Consider the following 16,712-nt stretch of genomic DNA (forward strand, 5'->3'; position numbering starts at 1 on the left):
ATTAATGGTACAGCGTAATGACGCTGTCACTTCCTTCTTGTGTATAATTCGTCCCTACTGGAGGATCAATTGATTGAACTGTTTTGGATCCTTGAATATTTTTTGTGATCACTGCCATACCTAAATCATTTAATTCCTGCTTTGCTTGATCAACATCCATGCCAATATAACGATCAGAAATCATGATTGTCGGATATGCGGAAACGACAAATTCAATATTCGCTTGATCTTTGGGATCAATTCGGGTTCCAGCTAATAATCCATGTTGTTCTAAAATTACTCCTGGTGCCCGATCAACAGTTTCTTTGGTTGTGGTCGTAATCCAAATTGATAAATTGTTGTCTGTAAAGATTTTTTGAACATCTTCTAAATATTGACCCGTATAGTCTCCGACTAAAAATGTCGGTCCTTTTGCGATGTAAAGGCTAATTTTATCTTCATTAGAAACAAAATGGCCGGCAGGAATATCCGTTCCCGACGCAATTCCCGGTTCATATTGATCGACAGCAACTTCTTGAATTTCAATTTGGTTCTCCAATATTCCCGATTCAGTTAATTTGTTGAGGGCATCTTCTTGTGAAAGACCCGCAACATTAGGAACTTGTTGCCAGCCAAACCAACCATCAATGGCAACCACGCCACTACTAATTAACATCAAGCCACTAAAGGCACAAACTAAAATTCCAATCAATCCGGTTAATGCAGTGATCGGCCAAGTCGGTGTTTTTTCTTTACTGACATGTGATAGCGGGCGTTGAGTAGACGTTTGCGTAATATCAGATGTTGTAACGACCGATTCGTCTTTAGCCGGTAATTCTAGAGATGGAGTTTTCAGTTCTAGTTTTTTTACATTTTTAAATTCCGGATTTTGACACGTTTCAAGCGCATCTAATAATTCTTGAGCACTTTGATAACGTTCATCAGGATTTTTTGCGGTTGCTTTAATGACCACATTTTCAATTGCCTGTGTAACAGTTTCGTTATAGGGCAAAATTGAAGGTAATGGATCTTGCATATGTTTTAGGGCAATTGCGGCAGGTGAAGTCCCCGTAAAAGGTACACTACCGCAAAGCAATTCAAAGAATACAATCCCTAGTGCATAAATATCGACTCGATAATCTGGGGCAAGTCCAGCAGCTGATTCAGGGGCTAAATAATGAGATGAGCCCATAATGGCTTGATTTGCGGTCATATCCATAGAATCAGCAGCAATTGCAATGCCAAAATCAGTAATCTTTAATTGACCATTTTTATGAATTAAGACGTTTTGCGGTTTAATGTCGCGGTGAATAATGTTATTTTTGTGCGCTGCAGCAACAGCACTCGTCAGCTCTTTCATCATTAAAATGGCCTTTGGCGCACTCATTTTTCCTGATTTTGCGATCAACTCTTTTAAGGTGATGCCTGGAATGTACTCCATGACTAAATAATGTAAGTTTCCGCATTCTCCAACATCATAGACTTCAACAACGTTTGGGTGACTTAGTTTACGAACTGCCGAGGCTTCACGAATGAAGCGCACGACAGCTTGCGAGTCATCAGCGACTTTCGGGCGCAATATTTTTATTGCTACCGGCCGATTCATAATTTCATCATACGCAAGATAAACATCAGCCATCCCACCTTGTCCAATCAAACTTTTGATGTGGTAACGGTTTGCGATCGTATCAAGCATAGTACTTTCCTGGCGAGGTAACGATCACCGTACAATTGTCCAGGCCTCCAGCATCATTGGCAAGTTCAATCAACAAATCGCATTTGGCTTGAAGTGATAGATCCGACTCCATCACTCGCGCAATGTTGCGTTCAGTTACATAACTGCTCAAACCATCTGAACAAATCAATAACGCTTTATAGTTCGATTGGATTTTTTGAATATCTAGACGAAATGTTCGACCAACTCCTACTGCATTGGTCAAAGCTCCTTGATGTTCATGACGTTTTGCATCTTCAAGAGAAAGCTTTTGATCTTGAATTAACTCATTGAGATAGGAATGGTCTTCACTCATTTGAATTAAACCATCGCTATACAAAGCATAAAGTCGTGAATCGCCAGCATTGAAAATATAAGTTCCAATATTGGTGATGATGGCGCCAACGCAAGTTGTTCCCATGCCACGATTTTTCCGCGTCCACATTGACTTCGAATAAATCGCATCATTGATTTTACTGATCACCTTTCGCAACCATTCATCCACTTCATAATCCTTTTGAAAAGCTGGTGCATTTTCAAAATGTTTTCGAGCAAGCTCACAAGCCATACCACTTGCAACTTCTCCACTCGCAGCACCGCCGATTCCATCGCAAATGATCAAAATCTGATCTTGATGTTGATTTTCAGCAATCAAAAAGCTATCTTCATTTAATTTTCTTGATTTGCCGATATCCGACTTTCCAAAGACTTCAAGCATGCCGAATCCTTTCTATTGATGTTCTTCTTTTAGACGTTTTTCTTTTCTTAATTCTTTAATACGTAACTGACCACATGCAGCATCAATATCCGAACCATGTTCTTTACGGATTGTGACTGCAATGCCTTGTTTTTTTAATGCATCATAAAATTTCATCGCTTCTTGGCGAGTTGTCGATTGATAACCATTTTCATCCACACTGTTATAAGGAATTAAATTCACATAACAAATATAGGGACGAAGCAAATTTGCTAATTGTTTAGCATGTTCTAAAGAATCATTAACACCTTTAATCAAGATATATTCAAACGTCAAACGACGATTGTTTTCTTTTGTATAGTATTCCACTGCATCCATCAATTCTGCTAATGGATAAGCTTTATTGACAGGCATTAATTTTGTACGCAATTCATCATTTGGCGCATGTAAAGACACAGCCAAATTGTATTGATAATGACCATCGGCAAATTGTTTAATTTTAGGCACAATTCCCGATGTCGAAATCGTAATGTGACGAGAACCAATCGCTAAGCCACGATCGTGGTTGGCAGTAAGTAAAAAGTTCATCACTGCATCGTAGTTATCAAAAGGTTCACCTGTACCCATCACAACGATATGAGATAAACGTTCATTCTTCTTATCTAATTCATGTTGAACGTGCATGACTTGGCCTAACATTTCGCCAGGTGTTAAATCGCGTTGTTTTTTTGTTAACCCTGAAGCACAAAATGTACAACCCATATTACATCCGACTTGGCTAGAGACACAGATGGAATTTCCATAATCAAAGACCATCATGACACTTTCCATCAAAGCACCATCTTTTGTTTTAAACAAGAATTTGGTTGTTCCATCACTAGCAACTTGTTTAGTCACGAGAGCTAAAGGGTTAAACATAAAGTCTTTCTTTAATTCTTCCCGTGTTTCTTTTGATAGATTGGTCATCTCATCAAAATCGATAACTCTTTCTTTATATAACCATCTAAAGATTTGTTGAGTTCTAAATTTCTTCCAACCTTTAGATAGACACCATTCTTCCATTTGTGAGTAAGTTAAATCATAAATACTACGCATTCAAATTCTCCTATCGCTCATTGATATTTAGATTTGAATCCTCAAGATTCGAAATCTTCCTTTTAGTTTAACCTATAAGTGTGCTGATTTTCCATTCTGCGCTTTCGATTCGATAAATTAGACAAGAAACTGCGCAAACAAAATCAACTAAAAAAACGGACAGACTCTTCATGCCCGTTTTTTATGGCGATCTATGGCCACTATTGTTCTTTTTTAATTAATTTTGCAATATAGAACCCACCATTTTGAGAAGTTGGTTCAATCGTGATGTCTTTTTCTAAAACAAAGTTAGGATGGTCGGCTAAAAACGATTCGACTTGTTTTTCATTTTCTTTTTTATCTAATGTACAAGTCGAATAAATCAGCGTTCCATTTACTTTCGTTTGTTTAGCTGCAGCGATCAATAATTCTTTTTGAATTGGTAATAAAGAATCGATTGTTTTTGGATCTAATCGCAATTTTAAATCTGGTTTTCGTGAAAGAATTCCAAATCCACTACAAGGAACGTCGCATAGAACAACATCATATTGCACAAGCGGATCACTCACGATCGTCGAATCTTGTTGGCGCGCTTGAATGTTTGTAAGATTTAGACGTTTGGCATCTTGTTGAATTAAACGTACGCGATGTTCATGGACATCTTGCGCAACGATTTTGGCTTGGTCTTTTGCCATTTCGGCCATTGCCATTGTTTTGGTCCCTGGTGCTGCACAACAATCCAATACCGTTTGGTTGGCTTTAACATTCGCCCATTTAGCAATTTCAAAACTGCCCGGATCTTGAATGGAGATTTTTCCTTCTTGATATAGGACATCATGACCAATTTGGTTGCCGGTATAGATAAACAAACCAGTCTGTTCTGAATAATCTTGTCCAAACGTGCGTAATCTTGGACATTGTTTAGCTTCATCGATTGACCATTTCAAAGGATTGACGCGTACGACAACAGGCAGTGCTTCTAAAGAGGCATGCGCAAATTTAAACGCTTGTTGCGGCGAGTATTGTTTAATCCATAGTTGGATCAGCCATTTCGGCATCGATGTTTTGAGGGCTAAGGCTTCAATCGGATCATTGGGTAATTGTAAAGAAACATCTTTAACTTTCCGTAATAGTGCATTGACAAGTCCTTTTTGTCCTCTTAGTTGATGAACAGCTATTTTATTAGCATCATTGATCACCGCGTATGCTGGAACTTTATTTAAAAAGAGCAACTGATAGCAAGACATCGTGAGTAAAATCCCTGTTTTGGATCCAACTTTGCCATCCGTAAATCGACTCCAAGCATAATGACATAAATCATAATTTTGAAGCGTTCCATAAAATATATTTGATGCTAAAGCGCGATCTTTAGGATCCACTTCATGGAGGTGATCTTTTAAGTAGAGATTTGAATAGGTGTTCTTTTTAATCACGTCAACAAGGGCTAAGTAGACCCATTCTCGCATAAGCATGTTTATTCCTCCAATGTCATCGGATGGACGTTAATATCCATCCGGGAACGAGACGCATTCTCTTCAAACCATAGTGCACATTGCCATAGTGTTTGAATTAAATGTTCGTCATCTTTATCTTTAATTAATAATCTAGTTCGCGCTTGTTTATTGCGCATGGAAATATCGACTGGTCCAAGAACTTCAACGCCATATGCTTCTAGTCGATATTTAATTTCAAGAGCTCTTTGATACGCTTCAAATGCATCATGATTGCGAATCACTAATGTTGCTAAATAGACATAGGGTGGATAATTCCCCGCATGTCGATATTGCATTTCTTGGACGAAAAAGTCGGTATAAGAATGCGATTTTATGCATTGTAAGACGAAATGTTCGGGATTATAGGTTTGGATAATGACTTCCCCTGGTTCATTGCCTCTACCTGCTCTTCCCGCTGCTTGTTCCGTTAATTGATACGCTCTTTCATTACTCAAATAATCAGGACGATTCAACATAGAGTCGATCGAAAGCACACCAGCAAGTGTAATATCATGAAAATCAAGGCCTTTGGCAATCATCTGTGTTCCCATTAAAATATCGCCATCTTCTTTAAATTCATCTAGTAGACGCTGATGCGAACCTTTTTGTCGCGTTGTGTCATGGTCCATTCGCACAATTTTAGCTTGCGGAAAAAGACTTGCAGTATCTTCTTCAAGACGTTCTGTCCCTTGCCCTGTTTGGGTCAGTTGTTTGGAATGACAATGCGGACATTCATAAACGATTGGATAGCGATTTCCACAAACATGACAAACAAAACGATCTTCGTTTTTATGATAACTAAGGGGAACATTACAATCCTCGCAAACGAGATATTCATGGCACGATTGGCAACGAACTGTCGGTAAGTAACCACGTCGATTTAAGAAAATCAATGTTTTTTGATGTTTCGCTAATCGATTTGTGATCCGATCAATTAGCTCCGAGGAGTAATTATGAAATGAAGGGGTGATTCTTAAATCGACTAAGCGAATGGAAGCATCCCGTCCGGAAACACGTCTTGGCAAAGTGGCTAAAGCATAAACCCCTTTAATTGCTCTTGAATAACTTTCCAAACTAGGTGTTGCCGATGCGAGAAGCAGTTTGCAGTGGTGATATTTGGCTCGAAATAAAGCAGCGTCACGTGCATGATAACGAATATTGGTGTCTTGCTTATAACTCGTATCATGCTCTTCATCCATAATGATTAAACCCAAATTTTTCATCGGCAAAAAAACTGATTTTCGCGTTCCGATTACAATACAGGGACCTGCTTGTTCAATATTTTGCCAAACAGAGACAAATTGTGAATCACTTAATCGGGAATGACAACCATAGACATCACAATCAAAACGACTCGCAATTCGTTCTTCCATCATTGGGGTCAAAGAAATTTCAGGAACAAGGATCAAGACTTGTTTTCCTTGCTCTAGTTGTTCTTTTGCTAGATGGAAAAAGACTTCTGTTTTTCCCGAACCCGTTACTCCATGTAATAAAACAACTTGTTTATTGGCTTGGCGTATTGTATTCAAGGCTCGTTGTTGATCGGCATTGAGCGCTGGCCATTCGACTTGCTTGCGCTTAGGTAGCGTTCCATAATCAATAATTCGCTTTTCTTTTGTCGCTAATCCTTTTTTACATAATGCATTTACGCTATATGCGCCAAATTCATTGACGGCATCTGTATAAATCATCTCTTGCCATTCTTGTTCGTAAACCATTTTCAGCTTTGGCGTAAGGCTTACTGGATTTTGTGAATCCAGAGGTTGTTTAACCAACCACATGCGATAGGAAAAATCTGGTTTAGAACTTTTAGCATCTAATGCGCGGGGCAACATGAGATGAATCATCCCCATAATTGGTGAGATCGTGATCCATGCTAAATATCTTGCAAGTTCAATTTGTTCATGATCTAAAACAGGTTTATCATCGATGATCGTTTCGATCTCTTTAATACGAATGTTTGAATCGTGTTGTTTTTGGCCTTCTTGAATCACTAATCCAGTCAATTTCTGGCGACCAAACGGAACGAAAACCCGACAGCCAGGCTGTACGGGTTGCTCGCTATAATAAGTAAATTGTTTTGATAATGCAATCGTAGAATGTTCAATCGCTACCTCGTAATAAGGCATTCTTTATTCGTTCTCCATCTTTGAAAAATAGTGTTTTAAATTTGCCTGATCACTGACAAAAGGCATAATTGCTCCACTTTGTGATGTTGCTACGATGGCAACACCTGGGCCATGTCCGGAAGTGAAGGAATCAGAATGAACGATAACCCCAACGCTTACCGCGCCTTTTTTATAATGAGGACCATATGTGCAATCGTGATCTAAAATTGCTACGAAGTCACCAAAGCGTAAATCATTCAAACCAAATTGTTCATTTGCCTCTTTATCTTGAGTCATGATGTCATAATCACCAGACATCATAGTGGAAGATCCTAAACCAGAACCCATTAAAAATGCTGGAATAATCGTTGCGACTGGGAAACGCAATTGACCTTGATCATCCACGTCCACGTTCATCACGCTCAATAATCTTGGATCGATATTCATCCAAAATACATCCGGGGTTTGATCGACTTTCAATCCTTGACCATAAGTGCGAATTAAGAAATTCTCATTTCCTTCCATACGCTCTAAGTCTTCTGCTTTAAAATAAGCCATTGTATGTTCAATTCCACCATGTGTACCTGTTACATATCCTTTTGCACCGGCAGCAGGCCCACTTAAACAATAAACTGGATTTCCGATGCAAGAGAATGTTTCAACGGCCATATTTTCATCTGGATTTGGATTGGCCATAGAAACACCTGGTTCAACATGGTCGCCGGCAATATGCATGCAGCAATCCCCAATAGCATGAGAATAGGTAATGCCACCAGTTGCTATAGTAATACGAGCGCGTCCATCAAAACCGCCTCGGTAACCTTTAACACGAGGATGATCGACTTTAGCATTAACGGCCATTTCTACTAATTGATTTTGATTATATGTCAGCATATTTATCTCCTTATTTATTTTGATTCATAAATGTTGTCTTTATTCTATCGTATCGATATGTTGGTTCATCCAATAAAATGAGAAAACGGAAGTTGCGGAAACAGAATCCAGTGCATTTCTAAACTCTCTTCCATAAGGAATATAGTAATGTTCAGTCGATGCATTCAAAATCCGACTGGATAAACCACGCATAGCCCCACCGATACAAAGCAATACATCACGATCAAGTGAGCAATCAAATAACGATTTTGCTTGATCATCGCGCGCTGCGCTACAAATATCGCGATTTTGCGCTTCGGCAACTTCGATCAGTTGATCATCTTGACAAATCGTAACAATATTTAACCGTTCCCAAGCACCCGCTGAAGAACGAAGTAATGTCGATGTTGCATTGGACCAATCTCTTTCTTGAATGATCATTAAACTTGCACCGGCTGCATAAAGTGTTCGGGCAATACTGCCTAAATTATATGGATCTTCTACGCCACTAATGTAAACACAAAGTCCATTTAACTTTGTTTCATGACTCAATGACGGAAAGATTCTAGTTTCTGTTTTTAAGATGACTCCCCCATTATTAGGAGCCATTTCATTCATCGTCTCTTTTGAACAAAATGTCACAGGGATTCCTTTTTGTTTGGCGATCGCGATAATATAGGCGATATCACGGGATCTTTTTTTCGGATTCACGAATAATTCATAAGCTTTTCGCTTTCCTTCTTCTAAAATTGCTTTCGTTGAAATCGTACCCCAAACTAATGTTTCCATAACGAGTCCTTTCTTTTATTTCTCAAAATTGAATCTAATTTCTTATCTATCATACCATTTTGTGAACCATTCATGAGCAACAAACACTTGTCTATGCAAAAAACAAAAATTTGAATTTTCTTCCTCCGTTCTATTTTGTTTGTATTTTGTGGTCTTCAAAAATTCTTTTTTACAATTCTGTAATGAAAATAGTGATTGAATGCCGAATTTGTTATGATTGGAAATAGAAAGTTGAAAGGAGGCCAAGAAGAATCGATATCCTTTTTATCTTTCAAGATTTTGGATATCTTCGTGATCCGATTCAAAAAAATATATTTATCCGTTCAATGTCATTGATTATTGCCATGATTGCCTTTCTTTTTTTATGGCGCATCAATGATCTGATTCATTTTGTTGGATCTGTTGTAAGTTTGCTGACTCCGTTTTTACTCGGATTTGGTCTAGCATTCCTTTTGGATGGTCCAGTCAACTGGACGATGAATCGACTAATGGAGTTTAACTTAAGCCCAAAACTTTCGCGCTCTTTAGCGATCGCGATTGTAACAATCTTCTTTGTGTTATTCATCCTCTTCACATTTTGGGTGCTAATTCCGTCGTTGATTGATTCCATTACAGTCTTTGTGAATAACTTTTCTGGTTATGTGAGCCAATTGGAAAACATTTTGACACATTTAGCGGAACGCTACAACATTGATATTTCTGCACTATTAAGTTCTTTTGAAAGCATGAATATATCCGATACGTTCCAAAAAATGGTCCAAAGTTCTATGACAAAAATGATGTCCTATTCAATCGACATCATTCATTTTGCGACAAATGCGATCATCTCGCTAGCTGCCGCAGTTTACATGATTGCGGATAAAGAACATTTATTGCGAACATTTAAAGTCCTCGTCTATATGATCTTTGGTCAAAATAAAGGAAACTTTATCCAAATCTATTCCATGGATGCAAAAAATGTCTTCCAACAATATATTGTTGGAAACTTAACAGATTCCTTTATTATTGGCTTAATCACATGGTTTGGTTGCATCGTTTTAAAATTACCCTATGCTCCAATGATTGGATTAATCGTAGGCATCACCAATATCATCCCGGTATTTGGACCATTTTTAGGGGCGATCCCGGTGATCATATTATTAGTATTAATCAAACCGATGTATGCGGTAATTTTTGCGGTATTTATTCTCATTATTCAACAGATGGATGGTAACGTCATTAAACCTTTGATCTTAGGTGATAAATTAGGAATTTCTGGATTCTGGATTTTATTCTCTGTCTCAATTGGCGGTGCTTTATTTGGTGCTGTAGGCATGTTCTTAGGTGTTCCTGTCTTTGTCTTAATTTATGAAGCACTCAAAGACATTGCCGAAATTTCGTTAAAAGAAAGACATTTAGTCATTCCTGATTCATCAAGTGTCGTCATCGAACAAAAAGTAAAAAACGAAACAAAATAAAACATTAAAATAGTTAAGCATCACAGATCTTATAGGACGTGATGCTTTTGCTTTGAAATGTAATCGTTTGATTTCATTTGAACTCATTTAGTTTGTTAACAAACTAAGCGAATCAATAAACATTGACAAAAAAGGTGATATAAAAAATAACATGGAAATATTAATTGATAGTTTAATGGATGCCGTAAAAGATACCTGGTTAATGCTTCCGCTTCTTTATGTGGTTTACTTGTTTTTAGATGCCATGCAAAGAAGATCGGATGAAGATGACTCGATCTTTTGGCGTTTACAAAAATACGGCCCTCTATTTGGTGCGCTATTAGGATTGATTCCTCAATGCGGATTTTCAATTTTAGCAGCGATGTTATTTGTCTCCAAAAACATTACCCTTGGAACAATGATTGCTGTATTTCTCGCAACGAGTGATGAAGCGATTCCTATTCTTTTAGCAAACCCAAATATGCTTAGCTCTCTTTTACTACTTCTTGTATGCAAATTTGTGATAGCTGCTCTTGTTGGAATGTTCATCGATCGCGTTTTATTTCCGCATCAAAAACTGATTTATTTCTCTGAACTGCCCAACGAACCAGAAAATGAAGAAGAATTTGAAATCGAACAATATGAAGAAGAATCTTCTCAAGCTCCAAGCTGTGCTTGTTGTTATCCGCAATATCCAGTATGGCTTTCCGCATTGATTCGAACACTACGTATTTATGCTTTCGTCTTCATTGTGACCTTTGGTTTTAATGTAATTACCTTAGCGATTGGTCATGAACGCTTAAGTTCATTTTTACAATCGAGCTATGCAATTCAGCCATTACTCGCTTCCCTGTTTGGTTTCATTCCAAATTGTGCTGCAACTGTAATTCTTTGTGAGTTATTTGCGAATGGAACATTAACTTTCGCATCTCTACTTGCTGGGTTGATGACCAATGCTGGACTCGGTTTAGTTGCCTTATTCCAATATGATCCAAATCGCAAGCAACTTTGGAAAGTGATTCTTTTGATGTTAATTCCTTCTTTGCTTTGTGGATATCTCATTCAATGGCTATTGCCTCTATTCTAGAAGTAAAGAAAATCGCCTGTTCTTTGATCATTCAAAGTTACAGGCGATTTTTTTGTATATTTATTTTTCAACGACTTCTTCAAATGTAAGCGTCAAATGAATGACGTGTGTTATTAGAATAAAAGGCGCTGTATTCTGTTTGTAGCTAAACAGAATACAGCGCCTTAATTATTTGACTGAAGATATAAGTTTTCAGGAAGATTTTTAGAGTATGGAACTAACTCTTCCACTACTTTCTGTGGAATTTGCTCTTCTTTGTAATACTTCAATGTATTCAAAACGTGTTCTAGGTACATGAATGGGTTTAATCCATTCATTTTAGCTGATTCTAGCAGTGTCATATACCCAGCAGCCGATTCTGCTCCGCTGACACTGTTCGAGAACAAGAAATTCTTTCTTGCGATCACGAAACTCTTTATTTTTCTTTCGGCTAAATTATTATCGATCGGATAAATGCCATTTTCTATGTATCTCGCTAATTCTTCTTTACGCTCCAAGAAGTATGTTGCAGCTTTATGGGCTTTCGTTTTCTCTTCGAATCCTTCTGCTACAATTTCAACTTCTTGCACTAACTTTTCAAAACGAGGATTGCTTAGCTTTTTTCTAGCTTGTGTTCTCTGTTCAGTTGAACAATCGGAAAAGTTATTCTCGATTTGATACAGTTCTGCGATTTGTTTTAAAATGGCAACTAAACGATTTAAAGACTCATGTTCTTGAAGGAAGGCTTGAGCTTTTTCCGGAATATCATCGGAATTTTTATACGCATTCAAAATCTTTTTCAATTGGGCATAATCATCCCTACAGTTAACGGCATCATAAAAGTACCGTCTTGCATGTGCCAAACAAGATAGTTTTGTGCATCCTGGATAGGATCTGTAGCCTTGCAGTCCATCTGTCATGAGTGCGCCGGTAAAATCTGTCCCAAGCATACTTGTGATAAATTCTTTTTTTCGACTTTCATTGAACTGGTAAAGAACCATTTGTTGTTGTGCATATTCTCCACTAACTCCACAGATCATATAGGAAGTCGATCGGTCTTTTAAGGCAAGACACTGTAGCGGTGTTTCATCCATATGGATAACATTTTGCTTCACTAGATCCTGATTGATCTGTTCGCAGATGGGGATTAGATATTGTTCATAGCACGTCTGTAAAATATTACTCATTGTCTGTCTAGACAGATCTACTCCCAAAGCAGAGGCGTCCTTTTCAAGGCGGTATAACGGTGTGCCCATCATGAATTTTTCATAAGCGAGGCCGGCAACAAGAGAAGTTGTGGCAATGCTCTTGTCAATGAGATCTGGTTCTTTCGGTTGAGCTTTGACGATCATCGATTTTCCGTTTTCATCTGTACATCCTACCGGACAAACCTTTTTTTCCAGTTTGATTTTTCTGATTAGGTATTGAGCTGGTTGGTATTCAATAACGGTTTTTTCCGAATAATCTAAATGGGACATCTTTCTGCCACAGAATGGGCAGAGAGTGTTTTCATCGAGTTGAATAACATCGATGATATCGGGTTCGTGGTTTCTGCAGTCTTTTCTTGGTTTGTTTTTCTTAACGGCATCTAGCTTTTTCAGATCGTTTAATTGGTTGTCCAACTTTTTTCGATGATTTTGGACTTTAGCTAAAACTTCGCGATACTGTTCTTCAGTAATCTCACAGGCTTCACGTTTTTCGTTCAAGAATTCGATTGTGTCTTTTTCCAAATCAGTTGGTTCTAAGGTATCTAAGTCAAAGAGTCTGAGTTGAATGTTTTCAGTTTTTGCGGCAAAAAGAGCGTTTTGGAGATAATTATTGAGCTCTTTTCTGCCTTGAGATTCGCAGACTGTATCAATAAGTAAATTCACGACATCGTTTTTGTCCATGTCTTTTGTTTGTTCACGAATCTGAGTCGCTATGTTAGTTCGGATTTTTTGTTTAATTTCAGGATCTATTCTTACCATAACTGTATTATATCTTATTTATGCATAATATGAAACTTAATAAGATATTATATTAAATTTAAGTGTGTTAAATATGTGTTTTTTCATATGTATATAGTTCTTGTCAAAAACCCAGCAGAGTGGCCTGCTGGGTTAAATGTATTTTGGTTTTTGAGGTAAAAATTGAGGGTCTGGCACAATTGTCATTCCGGATAGTAGAGCTTGTAACTGTGATGAGCTGATTGTTTGATATTGATTTATTTCAGTAAAAGGCCATTTTAAATGAGATCTAGCTAGACGTTTATAGACCAACCAGTAACCATTGCCATCATGGAGGATTCCTTTCATTTTATCTTTGGTTCGGTTAGTAAAAAGATACAAAGAACCATCCGTTGGATCTAGGTGATAAATTCCCTGAATGATAGAAGCATAACCATCAATCCCTTTACGAAGATCGGCTGGGTTATTCACTAGAATAATGTTTTTGACTTTGGAGAAATCTATTCCAAGATCTAAATAGCCGAAATCATTCATAATAAAAAGCCCCCTGAGATAACTGATCGAATTATCTCAAAAGGCTATTCATCTTAATACCCGTCATTCATTTGACGCTTACCTTCAAATTCTTGGAACACATCCAATACTTCTTGAATTTCGCTAGAGATATCTTTAGACATAACTTTCTTTTCCACTAAACCTTTTGTGAGTTGTTTTAATGGAACTTTATTCGCATCGATATTTCCAGATGTTTTCTTTTCCTTTTTCTTCTTTTGTTTAGCATTGAAATTGACAAACTTTGTATCCTTTTTAGGCACAGCGTAAGTCACATTTCCATACAATTTTTTCATATCCTCAGAAGTTAGGCGGATTGTACGGTAATCGCGAATTGCATCACTCCAAATTGGGTTTGACACATCATCGAGATTGCCTTCTTGAATCGTTAAAATGTCTGTTTTTTCGTTATAATCCAAAACAATTCCGACATGGTTATGTTCAACATCAGAAGAGAATACCGCACCTGCCTTTGGTTTTTGAGAACGTTCAAATTTATCCGCATGTGCAGTTAATAATTCATCGACACAATCATATCCATTGCCTTTAAACTCGGGATCAAAGCCATAAAGCTCATAGAAGCGTCCCCAGGCAAACCATGTACATTGTCCCCATAAAGATGGCGTGTTATATGGCGAAAGCGATAAACGCCAAGACTGGGCATTGGCAAAATCAGGAAGCAAATTGACGACTCCCATATTGTTCACCCGAACTTTACGATTGGCCTTTGCATTGAGCTTTTTGATTCTAATTGTGCGACCCGTGCTTTGTTGGCTAGACAAGTCTGCCGAAGGAGAAATGATCACAAAGCTATTGGATAAACTTCCGTTTGATGGATAATACACTTCGCTTCCTACGATGGAATCAAAAGGCAATCCTGGCAGATTTGGATCATATGTATCATCTGGTTGATAGTTATCACCTGGATGAGGGGTTGGTCCTGGTTGCGGTTCAGTTGGTGGTTCTACATTAGGATCTTCCGGATCTTCCGGTTCACCTGGTTTAATCGCAACTGGTGGTTCGATAAATTCATCGTCCCATTCAAAGTCATCATCATCTAATCCCGGGACTAAAGCATCATTATCTTCCATTTGATTTGAATCTTCATTGGAATCAGGTTGAGAAGGTTCGACTTGTTGTGGTTCTTCAACAAAATCAATTTCATGATCAAATTGCGTATTTTGATCTACGACGATTGCATTTGACGTTGAAGTTTGCACTTGAGTTTCTTCAGTGGATTCAAAAGCTTGTCCACTTGGTTGAGAACTTTCGACATTTGGTGAAGAGTTCACATCTTCAAATTGTTCTTCCCCTATTTGTTCAATTTGAATAACAGGCTCTTCAATTGAAGTAACTACTTCATTGACTTCCGGCGTTGATGAAAAAGATTGTGGGGTTTTCTCACTTATGGTTTGTTCAACAATTGCTTGTGGCTCATTGACGATTTCAAATTGTGCCTCTTCCGTGGATGGAACTTCTTCAAAGTTTTGTTCTGTCGAAGAATCTTGAGGGACTTGTTGATTAGTGATCGGAGCAACTGGCATGACGACAGGTTGATAGATGGGGATCGTAATGCTTGTCGTATACACAATTGGCTGAACCTGATGTTGATTTCCAGAAAGGACTTCTTGTTGGGAAGGAAGAATGGAATCTTCAGTCGCATCATCTTTTGTATTCAATTGTTGATGGCGATGAATCAATGAATCATGTTTGGTTGTTGTTTTGGCAATCACATGTAAGGTACCTACTTGTTGAGCAAGCATGCTTAAAGCTAAAACCATCGCAGCATTCTTATACAATTTCATCTTACGGCTTCCTTTCTTGTAGAGTAGACAAGCTCTCAGTAAAAATCATGATACCATTACACAATTTACTGAATAAACCATCTAGATAGAGAGACAAAAACATACAATTAATATTATCTTAATAATATTGTTTTATCTGCTTGATCGTGGGAATTATAACATTGTTTTTTATGCAATAACAACAAAATCTGTTTAATGACAGACTATTTCAAATAATTAAAGCAAGATTAATAAGAAATAAAACTTGCTTAAATATGCTTTAAAATCAACTTTTAAAATCGAAAAATAGGACGCAGGGGGTAATTGCGTCCTAGTGAGCTTTATTCGTTACTCGAATATGAACGAAGTTGAGCAATTTCTTCTTTATAAGGAGGATTCCCTTCAATATAAGGCGTTTCGAGAATTTTAACGACGTTGTCTAATCGTGGATCATGGACGATTTTAGCAAGTGTTTCAAATCCGATATAACCTTTACCGATATTTTCGTGACGGTCTTTATGAGCTCCTCTTTCGTTTTTCGAATCATTGATATGGAATACTTTTAAACGATCTAAGCCGACAATAGAGTCAAATTCTTCCATAACTTCATCAAAATGTTCAAGATCATATCCAGCATCGTGTAAATGACACGTGTCTAAACATACACCCATTCTTTCTTTGTGGTGCACGCCATCAATAATCATTTTCAATTCAGAAAAGTTGCGTCCTACCTCTGTTCCTTTGCCTGCCATACTTTCTAGACAAATCATCACATCATGATCATCTTCATCTAAAACTTCATTAATCGCACGACAAATCCATTCGACACCAACCTCAACACCCGCTTTTAAACGAGCACCTGGATGTAAAACTAAATATTTTGAACCGATTGCTGCTGTGCGCACGATTTCTTCTTTGAGAAAATCACGGCCAAAATAGGAAGTATCTGGATTAGCAGAGTTTGCTAGATTAATAATGTAAGGCGCATGAACAACGATTTGGAATGGTTGCCATCCCGCTTTTGTAAATGTATCAATTCCCTCTTGGATTTTTAACTTTTCAATTGGGGCACGTTTTGAGTTTTGTGGTGGTCCTGTATAAATCATGCAGGCATCGGCACCATAGCTAAGTGCTTCTTCAATCGCACCTTGAAAATATTTGGGTGCTTTGAAGCTCACATGTGATCCTAAATATTTCATCG

General features: G+C 37.7%; 13 protein-coding genes. 2 read left to right on the forward strand and 11 right to left on the reverse strand.

Annotation, left to right across the window (positions count from 1 at the left end; translation table 11 throughout):
• Window position 1: 1 nt before the first annotated feature.
• The 7 genes from pknB to ALLST_RS0104645 all read right to left on the reverse strand — a co-directional run bounded on the left by pknB (window position 2) and on the right by ALLST_RS0104645 (window position 8,727).
• Window positions 2-1,675, reverse strand: a complete 1,674-nt coding sequence (gene pknB, locus ALLST_RS0104615) for a Stk1 family PASTA domain-containing Ser/Thr kinase (protein WP_019892918.1) — start codon at window positions 1,673-1,675, stop codon at window positions 2-4.
• Window positions 1,668-2,411 carry a Stp1/IreP family PP2C-type Ser/Thr phosphatase gene (locus ALLST_RS0104620; protein ID WP_019892919.1) on the reverse strand — a complete coding sequence of 248 codons (744 nt, stop codon included), beginning with the start codon at window positions 2,409-2,411 and terminating at the stop codon, window positions 1,668-1,670. Before ALLST_RS0104620 ends, pknB begins: the two co-directional genes overlap by 8 nt.
• Window positions 2,412-2,423: 12 nt before the next feature.
• Window positions 2,424-3,485: a dual-specificity RNA methyltransferase RlmN gene (rlmN, locus tag ALLST_RS0104625; protein ID WP_019892920.1), complete on the reverse strand. Its 1,062-nt coding sequence runs from the start codon at window positions 3,483-3,485 to the stop codon at window positions 2,424-2,426.
• Between the two features lie 200 nt (window positions 3,486-3,685).
• Window positions 3,686-4,936 (reverse strand): 16S rRNA (cytosine(967)-C(5))-methyltransferase RsmB, encoded by a 1,251-nt coding sequence (gene rsmB / locus ALLST_RS0104630; protein ID WP_019892921.1) that lies wholly within the window; start codon window positions 4,934-4,936, stop codon window positions 3,686-3,688.
• A 2-nt stretch (window positions 4,937-4,938) separates the two neighbouring features.
• Window positions 4,939-7,086 carry a replication restart helicase PriA gene (priA, locus tag ALLST_RS0104635; RefSeq protein ID WP_019892922.1) on the reverse strand — a complete coding sequence of 716 codons (2,148 nt, stop codon included), beginning with the start codon at window positions 7,084-7,086 and terminating at the stop codon, window positions 4,939-4,941.
• Between the two features lie 3 nt (window positions 7,087-7,089).
• Window positions 7,090-7,959: a DUF4438 domain-containing protein gene (locus ALLST_RS0104640; protein ID WP_019892923.1), complete on the reverse strand. Its 870-nt coding sequence runs from the start codon at window positions 7,957-7,959 to the stop codon at window positions 7,090-7,092.
• A 39-nt stretch (window positions 7,960-7,998) separates the two neighbouring features.
• Complete coding sequence (locus ALLST_RS0104645; RefSeq protein WP_019892924.1) at window positions 7,999-8,727, reverse strand: RNA methyltransferase; 729 nt, start codon at window positions 8,725-8,727, stop codon at window positions 7,999-8,001.
• Window positions 8,728-9,053: 326 nt separating this feature from the next.
• On the opposite strand from ALLST_RS0104645, the gene ALLST_RS0104650 reads away from it, so the two are divergent.
• Together ALLST_RS0104650 and ALLST_RS0104655 are read left to right on the forward strand one after the other, a co-directional pair.
• Window positions 9,054-10,184, forward strand: a complete 1,131-nt coding sequence (locus tag ALLST_RS0104650; protein WP_019892925.1) for an AI-2E family transporter — start codon at window positions 9,054-9,056, stop codon at window positions 10,182-10,184.
• A 151-nt stretch (window positions 10,185-10,335) separates the two neighbouring features.
• Complete coding sequence (locus ALLST_RS0104655) at window positions 10,336-11,250, forward strand: putative manganese transporter (protein WP_019892926.1); 915 nt, start codon at window positions 10,336-10,338, stop codon at window positions 11,248-11,250.
• A 164-nt stretch (window positions 11,251-11,414) separates the two neighbouring features.
• Here ALLST_RS0104655 and tnpC read toward each other — a convergent pair whose 3' ends face one another.
• From tnpC to ALLST_RS0104675, 4 genes are all read right to left on the reverse strand, one after another.
• Window positions 11,415-13,196, reverse strand: a complete 1,782-nt coding sequence (gene tnpC / locus ALLST_RS0104660; RefSeq protein WP_019892927.1) for an IS66 family transposase — start codon at window positions 13,194-13,196, stop codon at window positions 11,415-11,417.
• 132 nt (window positions 13,197-13,328) lie between these two features.
• Window positions 13,329-13,709: an IS66 family insertion sequence element accessory protein TnpB gene (tnpB, locus tag ALLST_RS10150; RefSeq protein WP_019892745.1), complete on the reverse strand. Its 381-nt coding sequence runs from the start codon at window positions 13,707-13,709 to the stop codon at window positions 13,329-13,331.
• A gap of 53 nt (window positions 13,710-13,762) precedes the next feature.
• Window positions 13,763-15,532 carry a CHAP domain-containing protein gene (locus ALLST_RS0104670; protein ID WP_019892928.1) on the reverse strand — a complete coding sequence of 590 codons (1,770 nt, stop codon included), beginning with the start codon at window positions 15,530-15,532 and terminating at the stop codon, window positions 13,763-13,765.
• Window positions 15,533-15,852: 320 nt separating this feature from the next.
• Complete coding sequence (locus ALLST_RS0104675) at window positions 15,853-16,710, reverse strand: deoxyribonuclease IV (protein WP_019892929.1); 858 nt, start codon at window positions 16,708-16,710, stop codon at window positions 15,853-15,855.
• Window positions 16,711-16,712 lie beyond the last annotated feature (2 nt).

Source organism: Allobaculum stercoricanis DSM 13633, assembly GCF_000384195.1.
Taxonomy (GTDB): Bacteria; Bacillota_I; Bacilli_A; order Erysipelotrichales; family Erysipelotrichaceae; genus Allobaculum; species Allobaculum stercoricanis.